The sequence below is a fragment of the Quadrisphaera sp. RL12-1S genome (assembly GCF_014270065.1).
Taxonomy (GTDB): Bacteria; Actinomycetota; Actinomycetes; order Actinomycetales; family Quadrisphaeraceae; genus Quadrisphaera.
In genome coordinates this window covers 54,503-76,744 of sequence record NZ_JACNME010000015.1, presented here as the reverse complement: position 1 = coordinate 76,744, position 22,242 = coordinate 54,503, and the positions used below count along the sequence as shown (strand labels likewise).

Genomic DNA, 22,242 nt, shown 5'->3' with positions numbered 1-22,242 from the left:
TGCCGGCTCCGTCCGGGGGTACGGGGGCTCCATGAAGGCACTTGTCTACAACGGCCCCCGCGACGTCACGGTCACCGAGGTGCCCGACGCCCGCATCGAGGCCCCCACCGACGTCGTCGTCAGGATCACCTCCACGAACATCTGCGGGTCCGACCTGCACATGTACGAGGGGCGCACCGACGTGGAGCAGGGCAAGACCCTCGGTCACGAGAACATGGGGGTGGTCGAGGAGGTCGGCTCCGGCGTCACCCGCCTCAGGAAGGGCGACCGCGTCTCGCTGCCCTTCAACATCGCCTGCGGCCACTGCCGCAACTGCAACCGCGGCAAGACGGCCTTCTGCCTGGAGGTCAACCCCGGCATGGCCGGCGGCGCCTTCGGCTACGCGGACATGGGGCCCTACCAGGGCGGCCAGGCGGAGTACCTGCGCGTCCCCTTCGCCGACTTCAACGCCCTCCGCCTGCCCGGTGGCGCCGACAGCCGGGAGCACGAGCTGGACTACACGATGCTGTCCGACATCTTCCCCACCGGCTGGCACGGCACGCGCCTGTCGGGCCTGGAGCCCGGGGAGTCCGTGACCATCATGGGCGCCGGCCCGGTGGGCCTCATGGCGGCGCTGTCGGCGAGGATCCAGGGCGCCGACCAGGTCTACGTGGTGGACCAGCACCCGGACCGGCTGCGGCTGGCCGAGCAGGCGGGCGCGACCGCCGTCGACTTCTCGAAGGGCGACCCGGCGGAGCAGATCATGGAGGCCACGAAGGGCGTCGGCACCGACCGCGGCGTGGAGGCCGTGGGCTGGCAGGCGCACGACCACTCCGGTGAGGAGCACCCGGCGGGCACGCTCGACACCCTGGTCGAGGTGGTGCGCGCCACGGGCGGCATCGGCGTGGTGGGCGTCTTCCCCCCGCAGGACCCGAACGGTCCCGACCCGCTCATGCAGGAGGGACGGATGGCGTTCCCCTTCGGGCAGTTCTTCACCAAGGGCCTGACCATGGGCACCGGCCAGGCCGACGTGAAGCGGTACAACCGCCAGCTGCGCGACCTCATCACCCAGGGCAAGGCCTCACCGGGGTTCATCGTGAGCCACGAGCTGGACCTGGCGCAGGCCGCGGAGGGCTACCAGCACTTCGACGCCCGCGAGCAGGGCTGGACGAAGGTCGTCCTGCACCCCTGACCCCGCCTCTCCGCTCCGTGATCACGGTCCCCCGCCAGCGGGGGACCGTGATCACGAGGGCGGGGGGTCCTTCGGCGGGGAGGACTCGGGGTGCTCCCCGGCGGCGCACTCCAGCTCGAAGACGCGCAGGTCGTCCTGCACCAGCTGCTCGCGGGGGACCACCCCGGAGCGGTGGCCCGCTCGCGCCAGCAGGTGGCTGGCCACCGGCGCCGTCACCAGCTGGAACAAGCCCACGAAGACCAGGGCGACCACCGCGCTGGCGTCGGGGAGCAGCTGGACCTGCACCCCGGCGAGCACCAGCAGCAGGCCCAGCACCTGCGGCTTGGTGCCCGCGTGCATGCGCATCCACAGGTCGGGGAACCGCAGCATGCCGATCCCCGCCGCCAGGGCCAGCAACGAGCCCGACAGCAGCAGGACGGCGGAGACCCAGTCACCGGCGCTCATGAGCCGCTCCCACCGCTCGGGGTCTCGTCGGGGTGCTCGCGGGGCTCGCGGGCGGGGTCCTCCCGGCCGAGGAACCTCACGACCGCCACCGAGCTGGCGAAGCCGAGCAGCGACAGCGCCAGCAGCACCGGTACGAAGACGGTGGACCCGCGACGGGCGACGAGCACGGCCACGCCGCACAGCAGCACCGCCACGAAGACGTCGGCGGCGGCCGCCCGGTCCAGGGTGGTGGGGCCCCTGACGAGGCGGACCACCACCAGCAGCGCCGCGACCAGGAGGATGCCGAGCGCCAGGTCCGTCACCACGCCCATCAGCGCCCCGCCTCCCGCACGTCGTCGGCGACCTGGGCGCCGCCCGCCTGAGCGCCCGGCGCGAGGGCCGCGAGCACCAGGTCCTCCATGCTGCGCACCGAGGCGCGCACGTCGTCACCGACCCGCTCCGGGTCCCCGGTGACCAGGGCGTGCAGGTACAGGGTGCCGCTGGGCACGTCGACGTCCACCACGAGCGTGCCCGGCACCAGGCTCAGCAGCTCCGCCGTGGCCGCGATCATCGCGTCCGACCGGGACCGCAGCGGGGCCGCGACGATGGCGCTGGCGGGCACCGGGCCCGGCCGCACGGCGTACCAGGCCACCTGCAGGCTCGAGCGCACGAGGTCGACCACGAGGTGGGCGGCCAGGCGCAGGCAGCCCAGGACCGACGGACGGGGCGCCGGCGGCAGGGTGGGCATCGGGAAGACCGCCACCAGCGCTAGCGCCGTCAGCACACCGCCGACCACCACCAGCGGGCTGACCGACCCCCACAGGCCGCACCAGAACACGACCATCCAGAGCAGGAGGGGCAGCTGGCGCCGGTCCGGCAGCCGGCCGCGCAGGCCGGGACGGGTGGCGGGTGCCTCGTGCGCGCTCACGGGCTCTTCTCCCCGCTGGCCGTGCCGCCGCTGCCGTCAGCGCTGCCCACGTCGAGGCCGCCGACCACCGAGGTGTAGGAGCGCACGTCCAGCGTGTCCTGCGCGGCCCCGTTCGCGAGGTCGAGCAGGGGACCGGCGACGAACGTCAGCGACGTCACGAGCACCACCACCCCCGCCGCCGCCGCGACCATGGCCGGCGGCACGCGGTGGGCCCGGGCGGCCGCGGTCTCCGGGCTGACCTCCGGGTCGAGCCGGGTCGCGCGACCGGACCAGAAGGTGGCCGCCCACGCCCGGGAGATGGCGTACAGGGTCAGCAGGCTGGTGACCACTCCCGCGACCACGAGCACCCAGGCGCTCGTGCTGCCGTCGTCCGCGCCGGCGCGCAGCAGGGCGAGCTTGCCCACGAAGCCGGAGAACGGCGGGATGCCGGCCAGGTTGAGGGCGGGCAGGAGGAACAGCAGGGCGATCCCGGGGGCCGCGCCGCCGAGCCCTCCCAGGCGCCGCAGCGAGGTGGTGCCCGCCGCTCGCTCCACCAGGCCCACCACCAGGAACAGCGCGGTCTGCACGAGGATGTGGTGGACGGCGTAGAAGACCGCCGCGCCCAGCGCCTCGCGCGTGCCCAGCGCCACCCCGAAGAGCATGTAGCCGATGTGGCTGACCAGCGTGAACGACATCAGGCGCTTGAGGTCGTTCTGGGCGATGGCCCCGAGGATGCCGACCACCATCGTCGCCACGGCCACCACCACCAGCCCCGTGGTCACCTCCGGGGTCCTGACGTCCCCGAACAGCACCGTCTGCGTGCGGAAGATCGCGTAGACGCCCACCTTGGTGAGCAGGCCGGCGAAGACCGCCGCCACCGGTGCCGCCGCCGTCGGGTAGCTGTCGGGGAGCCACCCCGACAGCGGGAACGCGGCGGCCTTGAGGCCGAAGGCCAGCAGCAGCACCAGCTGCAGCCCCACCGCCACCGCCAGCGGCAGCCCCGCCAGGCGCCCCGGCAGGTCGGCCAGCGACACCGTGCCGGTGGCGGCGTACACGAGGCCGATGCCGGTGAGGAACAGCAGGGACGACACGATCGAGACGACGACGTACGTCATGCCCGCCCTCACGCGGGCCGCCGTGCCGCCCAGGGTCAGCAGCACGTAGCTGCTCACCAGCAGCACCTCGAAGCCGACGTAGAGGTTGAACAGGTCCCCGGCGAGGAAGGCGATGGAGACGCCGGCCGACAGCGTGAGGAACGTCGGGTGGTAGATCGAGACCGGGGTCCGCTCGGTGTCGCCGGTGCTGCCCTGCCCGACCGAGAAGAGCATCACCGACAGCGTCACCACGGACGAGGTCAGGAGCATCAGCGCCGACAGCCTGTCGGCGACCAGCGAGATGCCGACACCGGCGGGCCACGCGCCCAGGACCACCGACTGCGGGCCGTCGGAGGACGCCACCACGAGCAGCGCCGCGGCGGTGGCCGTGACGCCGGACAGCACCACCACGCTCACCCAGCGCTGGGCCACCGGGTGGCTCCCCAGGGCAAGGGTGAGCGCGGCACCGAGGACGGGCAGCAGCACCACCAGGGGCAGCAGGACGCGCATCAGGCCGTCCCCTCCTGGCCGCGGCGCCCGCCGGGACCGGTGTCGGCGGGGCGGTTGCCCGCCCCCAGCACGGGACCGCCCGCACCGCCGGGCGCGCTCTCCGCGCCCTCGGCGGCCGGGGCGCCGTCGGGACCGTCCACGCTGTCCGCGGAGGCCGTCGCCTCACCCGGGGGCGCCGCCTCGCCGCGCGAGCGGCCCTGCGGGCTGGTGTCCCGGACGACGTCGTCGCCCCGCGTGCCCTCGATGCGGCTCGTGCGGTAGGCCATGGCCAGCAGGAACGCCGTCACCGCGAAGGTGATGACGATGGCGGTGAGCACCAGCGCCTGCGGCAGCGGGTCGCTGGACTCCGCGGCCGTCGCCAGGGTGATCTCGCCGTCCGGGTCGAGCACCGGGGCCCGGCCGGCCCTGCCCGCGGCGCTGATGAGCAGCAGGTTGACGCCGTTGCCGGCCACCAGCACCCCCAGGACCACTCGGGTGAGGTGGCGGGAGGTGAGCAGGTAGACGCCGGTGGCCACCAGGCCCCCGACGGCCACGGTGAGGACGATCGTGGGGCTCATCGCGCACCCGCCCCCGCACTCGCACCGGTGCCGGTGCCGGCGCCTTCGACGCCCTCGACGGCGTCCGGCCGGGTCTCCTCGGCGTCCTCCGCGTCAGCGGTGGCCAGGTCGGCGGGAGCCGCTCCGTCCGCCTCGACGCCCGGTCCCGGCATCTCGTCGGGGCCCGGCTCGCCGTCGTCGTCGCCGTCCTCCTGCTCGTGGACGGCCGAGGGGTCGGCCTCGATCTCCTCCTGCTGCGCGTCGATGCCCGCCCCGAGGCTGCGCAGGACGTCGAGCACGGTGCCGACGACGACGAGGTAGACGCCCACGTCGAAGGCCAGCGAGCTGACCAGGTGCACCTCGCCCAGCAGGGGGACGTGCACGTAGGCGTCGGCGGTCTGGGTGGCCTGCCCGCCGAGCAGCAGGGGCGCCCCCGCGGAGGCGGCGGCGATGAGCAGGCCCGAGCCCAGCAGCACGCCGACGTCCACCCGGGCGGCCTCGCCCAGCTCGTAGCGCCCGCCGGCGAGGTAGCGCAGGAACAGCGCCAGGCCCGTCACCAGGCCGGCCGCGAAGCCGCCGCCCGGCAGGTTGTGCCCCGCGAAGAGCAGGTACACCGACAGCACGAGCACCGTGCCGAAGACCAGCCGCACCACCACCTCCAGGAGCAGGCTGCGGCGGGCGGGGGCCAGCGTCCGCACGGCGGGCAGCCAGCGGGTGGAGGGGGCGGCGTCGGGGCCGGGCGCGAAGTCCTGCGAGGTGCGCCAGGTGGAGGCGACCGCGGTGGCGCCCGCCGGCCGCGCCGCGCCGCCACCCCCGGCGCCCGTCCCGCCGGTGGGCGTCGAGCGCATCCGCGGTGCGCGTCCGGTGCGGTGCCGCAGGAACACCAGGCTCGCCACGCCCGTCGCGGCGACCGTCAGCACGGTGATCTCCCCGAAGGTGTCCCAGGCGCGCAGGTCGACCAGGGTCACGTTGACCACGTTCTCGCCGTAGCCGAGCTCGTAGGCGAGGCGGGCGAAGTCCACCGAGACCGGGGTCGCGGTGCGGGAGCCCAGCGCCACGGCGGCCAGGAGCGAGGCGACCGCGCCGGCACCGACGGCGAGCACCGCGCGCACCCACGGCCTGGGGCCGTTGACGAGGCTGTCCGGCGACGGCTCGAAGGTGGGCGGCAGGCCGCGCAGGACGAGCACGGCCGCGGCCAGCGTCACGCTCTCGACGAGGGCCTGGGTCAGCGCGACGTCGGGCGCACCCGCCACGACGAACAGCCCGGCGACGGCGTAGCCGGAGACGCCGGCCAGCACGAACGCCGCCCGGCGATTGCGGCTGGCGGCGGTGGCCACGGCGGTGCCCAGCGCGATGACCACCAGGACGGCCTGCAGCGGCTCGTCCCACCACCGCCACACCGCGGGCCAGGCCCCGGTGGCCGCGGCCACCAGGAGCGCGCTGCCGGGCCCCAGCACGAGCACGGCGGCCGCCGTCAGGACGTACTGCGGCAGCGACCCCCGCTGGTAGACCAGCGTGGTGGCGGCCGCCACCGCGTCGATCCACCCGCGGGCGCGGTCCTGCAGGCGCCCGCCGGTGAGCGGTGCCAGGGCGGGCACGTCGAGGCGGTGCTGGAGCGCCTCCACCCGTGCGCGGGCGGCGAAGAGCACCGCTCCCAGGCCCAGGGCCACGGCGGACAGCGCCAGCGTGGGGGTGAGGCCGTGCCACAGGGCCAGGTGGTACTCCTCGGGGCCGGCGGGGAAGCCGGCCGTGGCCGCAGCGACGACGCCGTCGACCGGACCGGGCACGAGCCCGGTGACGAGCCCGCCCCCGGCGGCGACGAGCAGCGGGAGCACCATGACGGGACCCGGCGCGTGGAAGGCGTCCGGGTCGGGGGCGCCCTCGACCAGCCGCCGGGTGGCGAACGCGCCCCAGACGAACCGCGCGCTGTACGCCGCGGTGAGCACGGAGCCGACCAGCAGGACGACGAGCACGAACAGGTCCGCCCCGGCCGACGCCCCGGGCGGCCACCCGCCGCCGGCGACGAAGCCCTCGAAGGCCGCCTCGTGGGTGATGAAGCCGAGCATCGGCGGCAGGCCCGCCATCGACCCGGCGGCGAGCACCGAGGCCACCAGCAGCGCCGGTGCCCGGCGGGCCAGGCCGGACAGCTTGCGCAGGTCGCGGGTGTGGGCGCCGTGGTCGATGGCGCCGACCACCATGAACAGGCACGACTTGAACAGGGCGTGCGCGAGCAGCAGCCCGGTGCCGGCGATGGCGCCGGTCCGGCCGCCCGCGCCGACCAGCAGCGCGATGAAGCCCAGCTCACTGACGGTGCCGTGGGCGAGCAGCAGCTTGAGGTCGTGCTGGCGCAGCGCGCGCCAGGCCCCGACCACCATGGTGGCGCCGCCGAGGACGACGACCGTCCAGCGCCAGGCCGGGACCTCGGTGAACACCGGGCCGAAGCGGGCGATGAGGTAGACGCCGGCCTTCACCATGGCCGCGGCGTGGAGGTAGGCGCTGATGGGCGTCGGTGCCACCATCGCGCCGGGCAGCCACGCCGTGGTGGGCAGCAGCGCCGACTTGGTGACCGCTCCGGCGAGCAGCAGCAGCGCCGCCGCGGTGGTCGCGCCTCCCGCGGCCGGAGGGTCCGCGAGCAGGCCGCTGATCGACGTGGTGCCGGTGGTCACGGCGAGGATGACGATGCCGACGAGCATCGCCAGACCGCCGGCGGTGGTGACCACCAGCGCCTGGCTGGCGGCGTACCGGGCGGCGCGCGACCTGCCGTCACCGCCGATGAGCAGCCACGACAGCACCGTCGTCAGCTCCCAGGCCACGTAGAGCAGCACCAGGTCGTCCGCGAGGACGAGCACGAGCATGACCGCGCAGAAGGCCACCAGCAGGGGCACCGTGCGCTGGCGGGTGCGCGCCTGGCCGTCCCCGGCGAAGTAGCCCGCGGAGTAGACGAGCACGAGGGCGCCGACCCCGGCCACGACCAGCACCATGATCGCCGACAGCGGGTCGAGCCGGAGGGCCAGCTCCACGCCCAGGTCGGGGATCCACGGCACGGCCTGGCGCAGCACCGACCCGTCCGACCCCGCGGTGCCGGACGCCCACTGCGCCACCAGCCAGGCGAGCACGGCCAGCGGCGCCAGCGCCGTGAGGAGGACCCCCCGAGGACCCCAGCGGCGCACGACGGGCACGGCCAGGGCAGCGGCGGCGCAGTGCGCCGTCAGCAGCAGGATCATGTCCGGCCAACCTTACGGGGAGAGCGACGCTCCGGCCCGTCGTCGGCTGCCCTAGCGTGCGCGCCGTGAGCAGCGCCCCCACCACCACGCCCGCGCCGCCGGTGCCGACGCCTCCGCCGCACACGCCGCTGGAGGACGCCGCCGCCCTGCTGGTGGGCTCGTTCCTGCTCGGCTGGGCGCTGCTGCTGCTCCAGGAGGCCGGGGCGGTCTCCGGCGGGCTGGCCGGGGTCGCCTTCCTGGTGGCCGGGCTGACCCCCGTCCCGCTCGGCGTCGCCTTCTTCCTCATCAACCTGCCCTTCTACGGGCTGGCGGTGAAGCGGCTCGGGTGGGCCTTCGCCATCAAGACCCTGGTGTGCGTGGGACTGACGTCGGTGCTGGCCGACGTCCTCGGGCACGTCGTCGAGGTGCGGATGCCGGTGCTGCTGGCGACCGCCTTCGCCGGCCTCAGCCTGGGCCTGGGGTTCCTGGTGCTCTTCCGGCACCGCTCCAGCGCCGGGGGGTTCGGCATCCTGGCCTTCCACCTGCAGGAGCGGTACGGGTGGCGCGCCGGGTACGTGCAGATGGCCTTCGACGCGGCGGTCATGGTCGCGGCGCTCGCGGTGGTCGGCTGGCGCTCGGTGCTGGCGTCGCTGCTCGGCGTGGCGGTGCTCAACGCGGTGGTGGCGATGAACCACCGGCCCGGCCGCTACGTGGTGCGCTGAGCCGTTCGGGGGATCCGCGGTGTCGGTGGTGTCTGCCACCGTGGGGGCATGACGCTCGAAGGAGTGCTCGACGGGGACCTCGACACCGCGGTCGAGGGGGCTGAGCTGCAGCTGGAGGGCTACCGCGGGGAGCTCACCGGCTACTGCTACCGGATGCTCGGCTCGCTGGCCGACGCCGAGGACGCCGTGCAGGACGCCATGGTCCGCGCCTGGCGCCACAGCGGCTCGCTGCGCGACGCCTCGGCCCAGCGGGGGTGGCTGTACCGCATCGCGACGCGGGTGTGCTTCGACCACCTCGAGGGCCGCCGGCGCCGCGCGCTGCCGGTGGACATGTCCCCGTCCCCGTCGGCGCCCGTGCTCTCCTCGCTCGGCCCGCAGGTCGAGGCCGCGGCCTGGGTCGAGCCCGCCCCCGACGCCCGCGTGCTGGGGACGGCGCCCGCCGCCGACCCCGCCGCCGTCGCCGAGGAGCGCGAGTCGGTGCGCCTGGCCCTGGTGGCCGCCCTGCAGCTGCTGCCGCCGCGCCAGCGGGCGGTGCTCGTGCTGCGGGAGGTGCTCCACTGGCACGCCGACGAGGTGGCGCGCCTGCTGGGGACGTCGGTGCCCTCCGTCAACAGCCTCCTGCAGCGCGCCCGGGCCACGCTCGCCGCGCGCGACGCGCAGCAGGCCGCCGTGGAACCCCTCGACGAGCAGCACGCCGCCCTGCTGGCGCAGTACGTCGACGCCTTCGAGCGCTACGACGTCGATGCCCTGGTGGGGCTGCTCCACGCCGAGGCGACGATGTCCATGCCCCCGTACGCGCTGTGGCTGCGCGGGCCGCGGGACGTGGCCGCGTGGCTGCTGGGCCCCGGTGCGGGCTGCCGCGGCTCGCGCGTGCTGCGCACGCGCCTCAACGGGCAGCTGGCCCTGGCCCAGTACCGCCCCGACCTCGCCTCCGCCGGGCCGGGAGGCCAGCCGACCCGCTGGACCCCCTGGGCGCTCGTGGTGCTCGCGGTGCGCCAGGACGACGACGAGCCGCGCATCGGCGACCTGGTCTTCTTCCTCGACGCCGGCCGCGGGCTGTTCGAGCGCTGCGGCCTGCCGACCGAGCTCGGGGGAGAGCTCGGTGCCGACCTCAGCCGCGAGAGCGGGCCGGTGGGGTGAGACCCGCGGCGAGCTCCTCCATGCCCGCGGGCAGGGGCGCCGAGGAGACCACGAGCAGGCGCTGCGTCGGACGGGTCAGCGCCACGTACAGGTCGCCGGCGCCCCGCGGGGAGGCCTCCAGCACGGCGCGCGGCTCGCAGAGGACCACGGCGTCGAACTCCAGGCCCTTGACGCCGGTGACGTCGGAGACCGTCACGGCGGCGTCGGCCGGCTCGTCGACGCCGCGGACCTCCCCGTCCCCGAGCGCCTCTCCGAGCGCTGACCGCAGGCCAGCCACCAGCGGGTGGGGGGCCACTACGGCCAGCCGTCCCGCGCCCAGCTCGGCCACCTGCCCGCGCACCGCCTCCACCACGGCTGCCGTCCAGGCGGCGGACCCCGCCGGAGCGGGCGCCGGCACGGCAGCCGGAGGCACCTCGGCGTCGCGGATGGAGCTCGGGGCCTCCTCGGGTGAGCCGTGCGCCTCGAGCACGCGGCTCGCGAGGTCCATGACCTGGCGCGGCGTGCGGTAGTTGACCGTCAGCCGGGACAGCGTGAAGGTGCGGGACAGGTCCACCCCGCTGCGGGTGCGGGTCCCCGTGCCCAGCACGGGGGCCAGGGCCTGTCCCCAGTCGTGGGCGCCGGCGGCGCTGGAGGTCTGCGCCAGGTCGCCCACCACGGTCATCGACCGCGAGGGGCAGCGGCGGGCCAGCACCCGCCACGCCATCGCCGACAGCTCCTGGGCCTCGTCCACCACCACGTGCCCGTAGGCCCACGTCCGGTCGGACTCCGCGCGCTCGGCCACGCTGCCCCGCGGGCCGTCCAGGGCCCACCGGTCGGCCAGGCCCTCGGCGCTGAGGGCACCGCCCCCGCTGGGGTCCACGAGACCGGACTCGAGCACCCCTCGCGCCTGCGCCACCAGGTCGGCGCGCTCGCGGGCCGCCCGGGCCGAGTCGACCGCGCCGGAGGACGGGTCCTCACCCAGGAGCTCCGCCAGCTCGTCGAGCAGGGGGACGTCGGCCACGGTGAGCGGCGCGCTCCGGTCCCGCGCGAGCCGCGCCAGCTCCTCGCGCCGCCACCCCCGGCCCCGCTGGCCGCCGTGCTGGCCCCCCCGCTGGCCGCCGTGCTGGCCCCCCTGACGGGACGCCTCGGCGGCGGCACCGGCCAGGTGGTCGGGCTTGGCCCACAGGTCGCGCAGCACACCGGCCGGCGTCAGCGGCATCCAGCACAGGTTCACCTCGCGGCGCACGTCCGGGGACTCGCGCAGCTCCGCTTCCAGCGACTGCCGGGTGTCGGCGTCGAGCTCGTCGCTGCGGGTGCCGTGTGCGGACGCCAGCTGGCGGACCAGGTCGTTCATGACCCGGCGCACGAAGGTGGTGCGGGCCGCGTTGTGCGGCTGGTGGGAGTCTCGCGCCGAGTCCCGGGCGGCGCTCACCACGCGCGGGCGCAGCACCACGGCGTGGTGGCCCACCACCAGGCGCCGCGGCTGCGCGGGCACCCGCTGCCGCTGCCGTACCGCCGCCGCCAGCAGCTCGGCCATCCGCGGGTCTCCCTTGAGCGCGGCGACGTCGTCGTCGTCCGCCGCGGTCGCCCGCACCCCGGGGAACAGCTCGCCCAGGCTGGCCATGACCACCCCGGTCTCGCCCAGGGCGGGCAGCACCTGGTCGATGTACCGCAGGAAGGCGCGGTTGGGGCCCACCACCAGCACGCCGGACCTCGCGATGCGCTCGCGGTGGGCGTAGAGGAGGAAGGCCGCCCGGTGCAGCGCCACGGCCGTCTTCCCGGTGCCCGGCCCGCCCTGCACGACCAGGACGCCCGGCAGCGGGGCGCGGACGACGGCGTCCTGCTCGGCCTGCAGGGTGGCCACCACGTCGCGCATGCGCCCGGTGCGCGCGGCGGTCACCGCGGCCATGAGCGCGCCGCCGCCGGCCACCACCATGCCCTCGGGCAGGGCAGCGCCGTCGGCGACGACGTCGTCCTCCAGGGCCGTGACCGTGCGGCCCGTCAGGGTGAGGTGGCGTCGCCGGACCACACCGAGCGGGTCGGCGGCGGTGGCGCGGTAGAAGGGCTCGGCCGCCGGGGCCCGCCAGTCGGTGAGCAGCTGCTCCTGCGTCTGGTCGGACAGCCCGATGCGGCCCACGTAGCGGACGTCCCCGCCGTCCAGGTCGAGGCGGCCGAAGACCAGGCGGTCCTCCACGGCCCTCAGCTGGGCGAGGCGGTCCTCGTAGAGCGTGGCGAACGCGTCCCGCTCCATCCGCGCCGCGGGGGTGCCGCTGGAGCCGGCCGCGCGGACGTCGCGCAGCCGCGCCTCGGTGGACGTGCGCAGCAGGTCCAGCCGGTCGTACCGCTCGTCGACACGGGCCTGCTCACCCGCCGTCTCGCGCGCCAGGCCGCTCGCACTGCCGCTCACCGGGGCCTCCGTCCGCATGCACCCACCACTTGCCAGCACGTCCGCCGCCTCGCCCGACGGCTCCTCCGCTCCCCGGGCCGACGACCCGGTCTCGCGGACGCACCAGCCTGCCAGGGCGGCCCCGGGGGCCCGTCAGGCGGTCCGGGGCAGAGGTCCGGGGCGGCAGCCGCGCCGTCCTCCCGGGGGGTGGACCCGCGGTCAGCGGTGGCTCGTGGACGCCGCTCGCTCGTCGCCGGTCGAGGGGTGAGCGGCGCCCGGAGGGAGCCGCTCGGCGGCGGGCCGCTCCAGGACGAGGACCGCCAGGTCGTCGCGCAAGCGCCCGCGAGACCACTGGGTGGCACCCCGGACCACGCCGTCCAGCCCCCTCGACAGGGAGCCGTCCGCGAGGTGCTCCGCCAGCAGCGCCTCGGCGTCCACGAAGGGGCCGGCGGGGCTGCGCGACAGCAACCGGGGGCGACGCGCCTCCAGCAGCCCGTCGGTGACGAGCACCAGCCGGTCGTGCACCTCCAGCCGGGTCCGCAGCGCCACCGGCGGCCCGGTGAGCTCGAGCAGGCCCAGCGGCGGCCCGGGCTCCACGGCCAGGGGCCGGGCCCGCCCGGCGCCCGGGGAGACCAGGAAGGGTGCCGGGTGGCCGCAGGAGACCGCCTCGAGGGACCCGGTGGCGCCGTCCACCTGGACCAGCGTCGCGGTGACGAAGACCTCCTGGCCCAGGGAGGCCCGGCGCACCGTCGTGTCGAGAGCGCCGGCGAGCTCGTCCAGCTCGAGGTCGTCGTGGGCGCGCTCGCGGAAGCTGCCCAGCACGTAGCCGGCCAGCCGGACCGCGTCCAGGCCCTTGCCCTGCACGTCCCCGACCAGGGCGCGCACGCCCTGCCGGGTCTCCACCACGGCCACGAGGTCGCCGCCGATGCGCGCCAGCTGGGTGGCCGAGCGGTAGGCGCTCGCGCACCGCAGGCCCCCGATGCGCCGCGGCGGCGGCTCGAGGATGGCCAGCTGGGCGGCGTCGGCCACGGCCGCCACCTGGCCCGCGCTGCGCTCGCGGCGCGTGCGGTGCCAGGAGGCGACCACCGCGACGAGGGTGATCACGGCGATGATGGTGAGCCTGGTCATCGCAGCGGAGCTGTAGGGCTGGTAGCCCGACCGCAGGGACTCCGCCACGGCGATGCCGTGGGACAGGAGCAGGGCCACCACGCCCGCCCCCGCGGTCGTGAAGGGACCACCGAGCGTGGCTGCCAGCAGGGGCACCGCCACCAGCGTGCCGGGGTACTGGACACCGGGGCCGCCCTGGTACCAGTCCAGGGCGGCCACCAGCAGGCCGAGGACGACGGGGACGGCCCACCGCACCAGGCGCGACGGCCTGGCGGTGGCAGATCCCATGCCTGATCCTCCCAGGCGGTGGACTCAGCCGGCCAGCGCCCTGCCCACGACCTCGCGGGCCTCCTCCTGCACGGCGGCCAGGTGGTCGGCCCCCTGGAAGGACTCGGCGTAGATCTTGTAGACGTCCTCGGTGCCCGACGGGCGGGCCGCGAACCAGGCGTTCTCGGTGACCACCTTGAGACCGCCGATGGCCTCGCCGTTGCCCGGCGCCTCGGTGAGCACCGCGGTGATCCGCTCCCCGGCGAGGGTGTCGGCGCTGACGTCCGAGGGGGACAGGGCGGCCAGGCGGGCCTTCTCCTCCCGGGAGGCGGGGGCGTCGACGCGCGCGTAGGCCGGGTCCCCGTGCTGGGCCACGAGCTCGGCGTACAGCTCGCTGGGGCTGCGACCGGTCACGGCCTGGATCTCGCTGGCCAGCAGCGCCAGGAGGACGCCGTCCTTGTCGGTGGTCCAGGTGGTGCCGTCGTGGCGCAGGAACGAGGCCCCCGCGGACTCCTCCCCGCCGAAGCCGACCGACCCGTCGAGCAGCCCGGGGACGAAGTGCTTGAAGCCGACCGGCACCTCGAGCAGGCGGCGCCCGAGGGAGGCCACCACCCTGTCGATCATCGACGACGACACCAGCGTCTTGCCCACGGTCGTCCCAGCGCCCCAGCCCGGGCGGTGGGCGAAGAGGTAGGAGATCGCCACGGCCAGGTAGTGGTTGGGGTTCATGAGGCCGCCGTCGGGGGTGACGATGCCGTGGCGGTCGGCGTCGGCGTCGTTCCCGGTCGCGATGTCGTAGGGAGCCTGCTGACCGTCGGGGGTCGCCATGATCTCGCGCAGCGACGCCATCGCCGACGGCGAGGAGCAGTCCATGCGGATCTTGCCGTCGGTGTCGAGCGTCATGAACGACCAGCGCGGGTCGACCTCGGGGTTGACCACGGTGAGGTCGAGGCCGTGGCGGGAGCCGATCTCGCCCCAGTAGCCCACGGCGGCACCGCCGAGCGGGTCGGCGCCGATGCGGACGCCGGCTTTCCGGATGGCCTCCAGGTCGAGCACGGAGGGCAGGTCGTCCACGTAGTGCCCGAGGAAGTCGTAGGACCCGGCGCGGCCGCGCGCCTCGTCGAAGGACACCCGCTGCACGCCGGCGAGGTCGCGCTCGAGCAGCTCGTTGGCGCGTGCGGCGATCTTCTTCGTCGCGTCGGAGCCCGCGGGGCCGCCCGTCGGCGGGTTGTACTTGAAGCCGCCGTCTCGGGGCGGGTTGTGGGACGGCGTCACCACGATGCCGTCAGCGCCGCCGGCCACGCCCTGGGCGTTGAGCCGCAGGATGGCGTGGGAGACGGCCGGGGTGGGGGTGTACCCGTCGCGGCTGTCCACGAGCACGTCGACCCCGTTGGCCACGAGCACCTCCAGCGCGCTGCGCCAGGCCGGCTCCGACAGGGCGTGGGTGTCGCGGCCGATGACCAGGGGCCCGGTCACCCCCTGCTCGGTGCGGTGCTCGACGATCGCCTGCGTGGTGGCCAGGATGTGCGCCTCGTTGAAGGCGCTGTCCAGGCTGGAGCCGCGGTGCCCCGACGTGCCGAAGACCACCCGCTGGCCCGGGTCGGCGGGGTCCGGCCGGCGCTCGGTGTACGCGGCGAGCAGGGAGTCGAGGTCGACGAGGTCCTCGGGGCGGGCCTTCTGGCCGGCGCGGGGGTGCATGCCCGCCATCCCACCGCGACGCACGTGGGCGGCGCAACGGCGGGCCCCCCGCACGGGGAGTCCGGGGGGTGGGGCTACTGCTCCTTCGGCATGACGACCCACAGGGCGATGTACGCCACGAACTGCGGGCCGGGCAGCAGGCAGGAGAGCACTGCCAGCACCCGCAGCAGCGTGGGGCTCATGCCCCAGCGGCGCGCCAGGCCGGCGCACACACCGGCGATGACCTTGCCCCTGCGGGGGCGGACCAGTCCTCCTGCGGCAGCCACGCCCTCACTGTCCCGCAGCGCGGGCCCCGGCGCGCGGCAGGGCGACCAGGGCCAGGACCGCGCCGGCCGCCACCAGCGCGGCGCAGACGTGCATCCCGGTGCGGAAGGCCGGCGTCAGCAGCGCCGGGTCGGTGTAGGCGCTGCCCGACAGGCCCACCGCGGCGGGCAGGGCCGCCACCGCGAGCAGACCCGCCGTGCGCGCGACGGCGTTGTTGACCCCGGAGGCGGCCCCCGCCAGCTCACCGGGCGCGGCGGCGAGGACCCCCGCGGTCAGCGGTGCGACGAACGCGGCGAACCCCAGGCCCATGACCAGCACCCCCGGCATCACCGAGGTCGCGTAGGCGTCTCCCGGGGAGGCCCCGGAGAGCAGCACCAGGCCCCCGGCGGCGGTCGCGGCGCCGGCGGTGAGCATGGTGCGCACGCCGACGCGCTGACCCAGCGCGCCGGCCCGACCCGACAGCAGCCCCAGCAGCAGCGACGAGGGCAGCGTGGCCAGCCCCGCCTGCAGCGGCGTCCACCCCAGGGACACCTGCAGCTGCAGCACCACCAGCAGCTGCATCCCCGACAGCGCCGCGTAGACGAGCAGCGTGAACCCGTTCGCGACCGAGAACGTGCGGTCGGCGAACAGCGCCGGCGGCACCACGGGGAAGGCCGTGCGCCGCTCTCGCAGCACGAAGGCCGCCGCGAGCGCCACCGCCGCGGCCCCGGTGACGACCACCGCGGCGTCCGCGCCGGACGCTCCGGCGCGGGTCAGCGCCCACGTCAGGGCTGCGAGCGCCGCGGCGCCGAGGGCCGCGCCGGGCAGGTCCAGACGGTGGGTGCGTGCCGCCTCGTCGCGGGTGTCGGGGACCCTCCGCTGGGCCAGGACGACGGCGACGGCGGCCACGGGGAGGTTCAGGGCGAACACGAGGCGCCAGTCCAGGGCCACCAGCGCCCCTCCCACGACGGGGGCGGCCACGGTGGCGAGCGTGGTGGCGCCCGACCACAGGCCGATGGCGCGGGCGCGGTCCCCGCGGCGCAGCACCGTCTGCAGCAGGGCCAGGGACAGGGGGGTGAGCAGTGCCGCTCCCACGCCCTGCAGCGCCCTGGCGGCCACGAGGACCTCGGCGGTGGGGGCCAGCGCGCACGCGGCCGAGGCGGTCGCGAACCACACCACGCCGACGACGAAGACGCGGCGCCGGCCCCACCGGTCGCCCAGCGCGCCGCCGAGCAGCACCAGCGCCGCGAGCGCCAGCGTGTACGCGTTCACCGTCCACTGGAGCACGCCGAGGTCGGCGCCCAGGTCTCGGCCGATGCTGGGCAGCGCCACCGACACCACCTGCGCGTCCAGGAACGCCACCGCCGAGCCGGCCGTGCTCGCCACGAGCACCGCGCGGCCGGTGCGCGAGGCCAGCGCCACCCCGTCGGCGCGGCCGCGTCCGTCGTCGTCCTGGTGGACCTGGTCGCCGGAGAGGGGGTCTCGCTGGTCCGGCACGGTGACGATGCTGCCCGCTCCGACCGGGGGGCGCGTGCTCGAGCCCACCGCGGCTCCGAGGTGCCGCCCACCATGATCACAGGATGCTCTCAACGATGAGTGGGAGAACCGTTCTCATCATCAGTGGAGTGGGGCATGTCCCCGGGAAGGTGCGGTGCATGGTGCGCAGGCAGGGAGCGGTGGTCCTGGCGGGAGTGGCGCTGGTGGTCGTCGCGTCGTTGGCCGGGTGCTCAGCGTCGAACGCGGCGCAGCCGCCGACCTCGACGGCCTCCCCGTCGAGCACGTCGAGCACGGCCACCGACACGTCGAGCTCGGCGAAGATCCGCGTCGTGGGTGCGGAGAACGAGTACTCCGACGTGGCCGCGCAGATCGGCGGGCAGTACGTCGAGGCGCAGGCGATCATGAGCGACCCCAACACCGACCCCCACACCTTCGAGGCGAGCCCGAGCGTCGCGGAGGAGATCAGCAAGGCCCAGCTCATCGTCCAGAACGGCGTCGGCTACGACGACTTCATGACCAAGCTGGAGCAGGCCTCCCCCGGCACGGGCCGCACCGTCATCGTCGCCCAGGACGTGCTGGGGCTGCCCGACAGCGCCCCGAACCCGCACCTCTGGTACGACCCGAAGACGATGCCCGCCGTCGGAGCCAAGATCGCCGCCGCGCTCAGCGCGCTGCAGCCCGAGCACAAGGCCTACTTCGAGAAGAACCTCCAGAGCTTCACGGCCTCGCTCCAGCCCTGGGACGACGCGCTCGCCGCGCTCAAGGCGCAGCACCCGGGCGTCCCCGTGGCCGTGACGGAACCCGTCGCCGACTACGCGCTCCAGGCCGCCGGGGTGGACATCAAGACCCCCTTCTCCCTGCAGGCGGCGATCATGAACGACACCGACCCGTCGCCGCAGGACTCCGCCGCGCAGGACGCGCTGTTCACCGGTCGCCAGGTCAAGGTCTTCCTCTACAACCAGCAGGTCACCGACTCCACCACCGCCCGGTACCTCTCCCTGGCCAAGGCCAACGGGATCCCCGTGGTGGGCGTCTACGAGACGATGCCGTCGGGCTACGACTACCAGCGGTGGATGCTCGCCGAGGTGAAGGCGCTGGACAGCGCCATCAGCAGCGGCACCTCGACCGAGCACCTCTGAGCCGGTGGACGCGCAGCAGCGGGCCTCCACGCCCGTCCTCCTCGCCCAGGACGTCCGGGTGGACCTCGGCGGCCACCGCGTGCTCGACGGCGTCGACGTCAGCATCGACTCGGGTCAGCTGGTCGGGCTCATCGGCGCCAACGGCGCCGGGAAGACGACGCTGCTGCGCGTCCTGCTCGGGCTCCAGCGGCCGACGACGGGGGCGGTCGTGCGCGGCGACGGCCGACGCGGCCCCGCGGGCCTCGGCTACCTCCCGCAGAAGGTGGCGCTCGACGCAGACACCCCCCTGAGGGTCCGCGACGTCGTCCAGCTCGGGATCGACGGCGGCCGCCTGGGGATCCCACTGCGCCGCTCGGCCGACCGCCGGCGCGTGGAGGACGCCCTCGACGCCGTCGGCGCGCTCCACCTGGCCGACCGCCGCGTCGGTGAGCTCTCCGGCGGGCAGCAGCAGCGCGTGCTCATCGCGCACGCACTGGTGGCGGAGCCCGCGGTGCTGCTGCTCGACGAGCCGCTCGCCAACCTCGACCCCGCGAACGCGGCGGACGTCATCGCGCTCCTCGCGAGGATCCGCCGCGAGCGCGGCGTCGCGGTGGTCCTCACCGCGCACGAGATCACCACGCTCCTGCCCGTGCTCGACCGCGTGGTGTACCTGGCCGGTGGCCGCGCCGTGACGGGAACGCCGGAGGAGGTCGTGCGTCCGGAGGTGCTCACCCGCCTCTACGGCCGTCCCATCCAGGTGCTCCGGGCCGGGGGCCGCCTCGTCGTCCTCGCCGACCAGGAGGCCCCGGTGCCCGAGTCCGCGCCCGCGCTCGCCGGTGGGGAGCCGCGCGCATGACCGCCGCGCTCGACGCCTTCTGGCTCAGCCCGACCGTGCGCTCGGCGCTCGCCGTCGGCGTCCTCGTCGCCGTCGTCACCGGCGTCGTCGGGGTCTTCACCGTCATCCGGGGGCAGTCCTTCGCCGGTCACGCCCTCGCCGAGCTCGGGGCGGTCGGCGGGTCGGGCGCCCTCCTGGTGGGCCTGGACCAGCTGTGGGGGTTCGTGGCCGCGGGGGTCCTCGCCGCCCTCGCCATGGACGGCATCGGGATCACGCGGCTGCGAGGACGTGACATCGCCACCGGAGTCGTCTTCGCCTTCGGGCTCGGTCTGACCTCGCTGTTCCTCTACTGGGACACCTCCCGCAGCGGCACCAGCGACGCGGCCGTCTCGGTGCTCTTCGGCTCCCTCTTCGTCATCGACCCGCGGGTCGTGCCCGTGGTGCTCGGGCTGAGCGCTGTCTCGCTGGCGCTGGTGGTGCTGCTGCACCGGCGCCTCCTCACCGACTCCCTGCACCCCGACCTCGCCGCCGCACGAGGAGCCTCCCCGCGCCTGACGGGCCTGCTGTTCCTGGTGGTGCTGGCGCTGGCCGTGGAGCTGGCCGCGCTCACCGTGGGAGCGATCCTCGCCACGGCGCTGCTGGTCGGACCCGCTGCCTCGGCCCTGCTCATGACCAAGCGGGCCGGCCTCGCCGTCGTGGTCTCCGCGGCGATCTCGGTGGCCGTCACCGTGGCGGGCTGCTTCGTCGCGTTCGAGAGCTACTACTGGAGCGGCGGCGGCGGGAACTGGCCCGTCAGCTTCTCCATCGTCGTCCTGGTCCTGCTGGTGTACCTGGCCTCGCGCGGCGCCGCCGCGCTCCGGCGCCGGCGGGGCCTGGGGGGCTCGGGAGCGCCCAGCGGGGGAGCGGTCCTCGCGGGGCCGCTCGAGGAGGTGGGCTGAGTGTTCGAGCCCTTCATGCTCAACGCCTGGACCGCGGGGACCGTCGTCGCGGTCACCGCCGGCGTCGTCGGCTGCTTCGTGGTGCTGAGGGGGGAGTCCTTCCTCGCGCACGCCGTCCCGCACGGCGCCTTCGCCGGCGCGGCGGGGGCGACCCTCGTGGGCATCAACCCCCTCCTGGGCCTGGCCTCCTTCGCGCTGGTCGGGTCTCTGACGATCTCCCTGCTCGGGCGGCGAGCGCGGTCCGACGTCATCACCGCTCTCGTGCTGGCGTCGATGCTGGCCCTCGGCGCGCTGTTCCTCAGCCGCAGCACGGAGTACTCCTCAGAGGTCTTCGCGCTCCTGTTCGGGCAGGTGCTGGGCGTCAGCGACGCCGAGGTCCTGCCGATGACCGTGATCGCCGTCCTCTGCATCGCGGTCTGCGCGACCCTCTTCCGGCCGCTGCTGCTGGCCTCGGTGCTCCCCGCCGTCGCCCCCTCCCGCGGGGTCCGGCCGGGAGCCGTCACCGTGGCGTTCGCCCTGCTCGTCGCCGCTGCCACCACCACCGCGCTGCCCGTGGTGGGAGCGCTGCTGATGTTCGCGCTTCTCGTCGGTCCGCCTGCGGCGGCGCGGTTCGTCACGGCTCGTCCCCTCGCCACGGTCGCCGTCTCGGTCACCCTGGCCCTGGTGACGGTCTGGACCGCGATCGCGCTGTCGTACTGGACCGACTGGCCGGCTGGCTTCTTCGTCACCGCCACCAGCGCCCTGCTGTACGCCGCCGCCCGCGCCGCCAGCCTCCCCGGGCACCGCTGGCTCCCCGGGCTCCCCGGGCTCCGGCGAGGGCGGGCGACCGCCTGAGCTCCGCCGGGTGGCCCCGGACTGCCGCGGGCGCTGCGCCGTTGGGGCGTGGTCGCCCGCGCAGCGGTGCCCGGGTGGCCAGCCCCTGGCACGCTGGCGGACGTGCCCGAGCTGCCCGAGGTCGAGGCGCTGGCCGGCTTCCTGCGCCAGCGCTTGGTGGATCGCCCCGCCGCCGAGGGCGGCGCCGCTGTCGTCGCCGAGGTGGGCGTCGGCGCGATCAACGTGCTGAAGACGTTCGACCCGCCACCGTCCGCGCTCGCGGGGCTGCCGGTGACCGGGGTGGCCCGGCACGGCAAGTGGCTGGACGTCGACCTCGACGGGCTGCACCTCGTGGTCCACCTGTCGCGCGCGGGGTGGCTGCGCTGGTCCGAGCAGCTGCCGACCACCCCGGTGCGGCCCGGCAAGAGCCCGCTGGCGCTGCGCGTGCTGTTCGCCATCGACAGCGAGGCCGACGGCGGGCGCCCCGGCTTCGACCTCACGGAGCAGGGGACCCAGAAGCGGCTGGCGGTCCACGTGGTCCGCGACCCGCAGCAGGTGCCGGCGATCGCCTCGCTCGGGCCGGACCCGCTGGACGGCTCCTTCGACCTCGCGGCGCTGCAGACCCTGCTCGCGGGGTCGCGCCAGCAGGTGAAGGGCCTGCTGCGCGAGCAGTCCGTGCTGGCGGGGGTGGGCAACGCCTACTCCGACGAGGTGCTCCACGCCGCGCGGATCTCCCCGTTCGCGATCTCCGGAAAGCTCGACGACGACGAGGTGTCGCGCCTGTTCGCCTCCCTCAAGGACGTGCTCGCGTCGGCGGTCGCCGCGGCGTCCGGCAAGCCGGCGTCCCAGCTCAAGGACGCCAAGCGCGCCGGGATGCGGGTGCACGGCCGCACGGGTGAGACCTGCCCCGTCTGCGGTGACGTGGTGCGCGAGGTGTCGTTCGCGGACCGGTCGCTGCAGTACTGCGCCACCTGCCAGACCGGAGGGAAGCCGCTCGCCGACCGGCGCACCTCCAAGTTCCTGCGCTGACCACCCCGGGACGGGGTCTCTCCGTGGAGCATCAGCCAGCACTCGGAACGGCAGCGGCGACCAGCGGACCTCGTGTCGATCTCCGCTCGCCGCCCCCGGTCCTCGACGGCAGCAGCGCTGCACCCCTACCGCTCACGCCCGTGTCCCGCTGCGCTTCGATGTCCGCATGGATGGCGACTCCCTGGTAGCGACCTACCTGCACGCCCTGAGGACGGCAGACGCGGACCTCGCGGTGTCGCTGTTCAGCGACGACGCCGTCGTGCACTCGCCCCTGTACGGCCCCCTCCACCCCAGGGACTTCTACCCCGTGCTCTTCTCCGACACCTCCGCCTCCCACCTGCAGCTGATGGGGACGATGAGCGGAGAGGACGTCGCCGGCGCCCGGCTGGTGAGCTTCTTCTTCCACTTCGACTGGCGGCTGCCCTCGGGACGCCCGGCGCCCTTCGACGTCGTCGACGTGGCCCGACTGACCTCCGACGGTCTGATCGACCGCCTGCACATCGTCTACGACACCGTGTCGGTCCGCCCCGCCTTCGAAGCGGAGACGGGTCGTCCTTCCTGGCGCCAGCCGGGCTGACGGGCGCGCCTCGGCGTGACCGCGCAGCGGTCCACGACGAGGCGGCGAC

Annotated in this window: 20 protein-coding genes; 9 read left to right on the top strand and 11 right to left on the bottom strand. The window is 75.4% G+C overall.

The window, feature by feature from the left end; all coding sequences use genetic code 11:
* The first annotated feature begins 31 nt into the window (after window positions 1-31).
* Entirely contained in the window at window positions 32-1,171 is a 1,140-nt protein-coding gene (locus tag H7K62_RS19525) for a glutathione-independent formaldehyde dehydrogenase (protein WP_186721780.1), read from the top strand.
* 51 nt (window positions 1,172-1,222) lie between these two features.
* Here the strand turns inward: H7K62_RS19525 and mnhG are convergent, their stop codons facing one another.
* Genes mnhG through H7K62_RS19495 form a run of 6 tightly spaced genes read right to left on the bottom strand, consistent with a single transcriptional unit; the run spans window position 1,223 to window position 7,865 of the window.
* Window positions 1,223-1,615, bottom strand: coding sequence for a monovalent cation/H(+) antiporter subunit G (gene mnhG / locus H7K62_RS19520; protein WP_186721778.1), 393 nt, complete (start codon window positions 1,613-1,615; stop codon window positions 1,223-1,225).
* Entirely contained in the window at window positions 1,612-1,926 is a 315-nt protein-coding gene (locus H7K62_RS19515) for a monovalent cation/H+ antiporter complex subunit F (protein ID WP_186721776.1), read from the bottom strand. Before H7K62_RS19515 ends, mnhG begins: the two co-directional genes overlap by 4 nt.
* Window positions 1,926-2,522, bottom strand: a complete 597-nt coding sequence (locus H7K62_RS19510) for a Na+/H+ antiporter subunit E (protein WP_186721774.1) — start codon at window positions 2,520-2,522, stop codon at window positions 1,926-1,928. The genes H7K62_RS19515 and H7K62_RS19510 overlap by 1 nt, the downstream gene beginning before the upstream one ends.
* A complete protein-coding gene (locus tag H7K62_RS19505) occupies window positions 2,519-4,105 on the bottom strand; it encodes a Na+/H+ antiporter subunit D (protein WP_186721772.1) in 1,587 nt (528 codons plus the stop codon). Before H7K62_RS19505 ends, H7K62_RS19510 begins: the two co-directional genes overlap by 4 nt.
* Window positions 4,105-4,662, bottom strand: a complete 558-nt coding sequence (locus H7K62_RS19500; RefSeq protein WP_186721769.1) for an NADH-quinone oxidoreductase subunit K — start codon at window positions 4,660-4,662, stop codon at window positions 4,105-4,107. The genes H7K62_RS19505 and H7K62_RS19500 overlap by 1 nt, the downstream gene beginning before the upstream one ends.
* On the bottom strand, window positions 4,659-7,865 hold the full coding sequence (locus H7K62_RS19495; RefSeq protein ID WP_186721767.1) for a Na+/H+ antiporter subunit A: 3,207 nt from the start codon (window positions 7,863-7,865) through the stop codon (window positions 4,659-4,661). Before H7K62_RS19495 ends, H7K62_RS19500 begins: the two co-directional genes overlap by 4 nt.
* 65 nt (window positions 7,866-7,930) lie before the next feature.
* Between H7K62_RS19495 and H7K62_RS19490 the strand changes: the two genes are divergently transcribed.
* Complete coding sequence (locus tag H7K62_RS19490) at window positions 7,931-8,566, top strand: YitT family protein (RefSeq protein WP_222437896.1); 636 nt, start codon at window positions 7,931-7,933, stop codon at window positions 8,564-8,566.
* A 48-nt stretch (window positions 8,567-8,614) separates the two neighbouring features.
* Window positions 8,615-9,706, top strand: coding sequence for an RNA polymerase subunit sigma-70 (locus H7K62_RS19485; RefSeq protein WP_186721765.1), 1,092 nt, complete (start codon window positions 8,615-8,617; stop codon window positions 9,704-9,706).
* Here the strand turns inward: H7K62_RS19485 and H7K62_RS19480 are convergent.
* From H7K62_RS19480 to H7K62_RS19460, 5 genes are all read right to left on the bottom strand, one after another.
* The gene (locus H7K62_RS19480; RefSeq protein ID WP_222437895.1) at window positions 9,678-12,092 is read right to left on the bottom strand and encodes a HelD family protein; all 2,415 of its coding nucleotides are present in this window, start codon (window positions 12,090-12,092) and stop codon (window positions 9,678-9,680) included. The genes H7K62_RS19485 and H7K62_RS19480 overlap by 29 nt on opposite strands.
* Before the next feature lie 198 nt (window positions 12,093-12,290).
* Window positions 12,291-13,466, bottom strand: coding sequence for a PP2C family protein-serine/threonine phosphatase (locus H7K62_RS19475; protein WP_186721762.1), 1,176 nt, complete (start codon window positions 13,464-13,466; stop codon window positions 12,291-12,293).
* A gap of 24 nt (window positions 13,467-13,490) precedes the next feature.
* Window positions 13,491-15,143 (bottom strand): phosphoglucomutase (alpha-D-glucose-1,6-bisphosphate-dependent), encoded by a 1,653-nt coding sequence (gene pgm, locus H7K62_RS19470; RefSeq protein ID WP_186721760.1) that lies wholly within the window; start codon window positions 15,141-15,143, stop codon window positions 13,491-13,493.
* Between the two features lie 74 nt (window positions 15,144-15,217).
* Window positions 15,218-15,409 carry a PspC domain-containing protein gene (locus tag H7K62_RS19465; protein ID WP_186721758.1) on the bottom strand — a complete coding sequence of 64 codons (192 nt, stop codon included), beginning with the start codon at window positions 15,407-15,409 and terminating at the stop codon, window positions 15,218-15,220.
* A gap of 4 nt (window positions 15,410-15,413) precedes the next feature.
* Window positions 15,414-16,883, bottom strand: coding sequence for an MFS transporter (locus H7K62_RS19460; protein WP_222437894.1), 1,470 nt, complete (start codon window positions 16,881-16,883; stop codon window positions 15,414-15,416).
* Between the two features lie 158 nt (window positions 16,884-17,041).
* Here H7K62_RS19460 and H7K62_RS19455 point away from each other — a divergent pair, with 158 nt between their 5' ends.
* The 6 genes from H7K62_RS19455 (at window position 17,042) to H7K62_RS19430 (ending at window position 22,193) form a co-directional block, all read left to right on the top strand.
* On the top strand, window positions 17,042-18,022 hold the full coding sequence (locus tag H7K62_RS19455) for a metal ABC transporter solute-binding protein, Zn/Mn family (RefSeq protein WP_186721755.1): 981 nt from the start codon (window positions 17,042-17,044) through the stop codon (window positions 18,020-18,022).
* A 4-nt stretch (window positions 18,023-18,026) separates the two neighbouring features.
* Complete coding sequence (locus H7K62_RS19450) at window positions 18,027-18,857, top strand: metal ABC transporter ATP-binding protein (protein WP_186721747.1); 831 nt, start codon at window positions 18,027-18,029, stop codon at window positions 18,855-18,857.
* Window positions 18,854-19,774: a metal ABC transporter permease gene (locus H7K62_RS19445; RefSeq protein WP_186721745.1), complete on the top strand. Its 921-nt coding sequence runs from the start codon at window positions 18,854-18,856 to the stop codon at window positions 19,772-19,774. The genes H7K62_RS19450 and H7K62_RS19445 overlap by 4 nt, the downstream gene beginning before the upstream one ends.
* A complete protein-coding gene (locus tag H7K62_RS19440; protein WP_186721743.1) occupies window positions 19,775-20,608 on the top strand; it encodes a metal ABC transporter permease in 834 nt (277 codons plus the stop codon).
* Window positions 20,609-20,710: 102 nt separating this feature from the next.
* The gene (locus tag H7K62_RS19435; protein ID WP_186721741.1) at window positions 20,711-21,616 is read left to right on the top strand and encodes a DNA-formamidopyrimidine glycosylase family protein; all 906 of its coding nucleotides are present in this window, start codon (window positions 20,711-20,713) and stop codon (window positions 21,614-21,616) included.
* Window positions 21,617-21,782: 166 nt separating this feature from the next.
* Window positions 21,783-22,193, top strand: a complete 411-nt coding sequence (locus H7K62_RS19430) for a nuclear transport factor 2 family protein (protein WP_186721739.1) — start codon at window positions 21,783-21,785, stop codon at window positions 22,191-22,193.
* The last annotated feature ends 49 nt before the right edge of the window (window positions 22,194-22,242 follow it).

Coding starts and splice junctions, on each gene's coding strand:
- pgm (WP_186721760.1), bottom strand. CDS start 15,143: ATGCACCCCCGCGCCGGCCAGAAGGCCCGCCCCGAGGACCTCGTCGAC.
- H7K62_RS19445 (WP_186721745.1), top strand. CDS start 18,854: ATGACCGCCGCGCTCGACGCCTTCTGGCTCAGCCCGACCGTGCGCTCG.
- H7K62_RS19500 (WP_186721769.1), bottom strand. CDS start 4,662: ATGAGCCCCACGATCGTCCTCACCGTGGCCGTCGGGGGCCTGGTGGCC.
- mnhG (WP_186721778.1), bottom strand. CDS start 1,615: ATGAGCGCCGGTGACTGGGTCTCCGCCGTCCTGCTGCTGTCGGGCTCG.
- H7K62_RS19515 (WP_186721776.1), bottom strand. CDS start 1,926: ATGGGCGTGGTGACGGACCTGGCGCTCGGCATCCTCCTGGTCGCGGCG.
- H7K62_RS19505 (WP_186721772.1), bottom strand. CDS start 4,105: ATGCGCGTCCTGCTGCCCCTGGTGGTGCTGCTGCCCGTCCTCGGTGCC.
- H7K62_RS19430 (WP_186721739.1), top strand. CDS start 21,783: ATGGATGGCGACTCCCTGGTAGCGACCTACCTGCACGCCCTGAGGACG.
- H7K62_RS19475 (WP_186721762.1), bottom strand. CDS start 13,466: ATGGGATCTGCCACCGCCAGGCCGTCGCGCCTGGTGCGGTGGGCCGTC.
- H7K62_RS19485 (WP_186721765.1), top strand. CDS start 8,615: ATGACGCTCGAAGGAGTGCTCGACGGGGACCTCGACACCGCGGTCGAG.
- H7K62_RS19495 (WP_186721767.1), bottom strand. CDS start 7,865: ATGATCCTGCTGCTGACGGCGCACTGCGCCGCCGCTGCCCTGGCCGTG.
- H7K62_RS19455 (WP_186721755.1), top strand. CDS start 17,042: ATGGTGCGCAGGCAGGGAGCGGTGGTCCTGGCGGGAGTGGCGCTGGTG.
- H7K62_RS19525 (WP_186721780.1), top strand. CDS start 32: ATGAAGGCACTTGTCTACAACGGCCCCCGCGACGTCACGGTCACCGAG.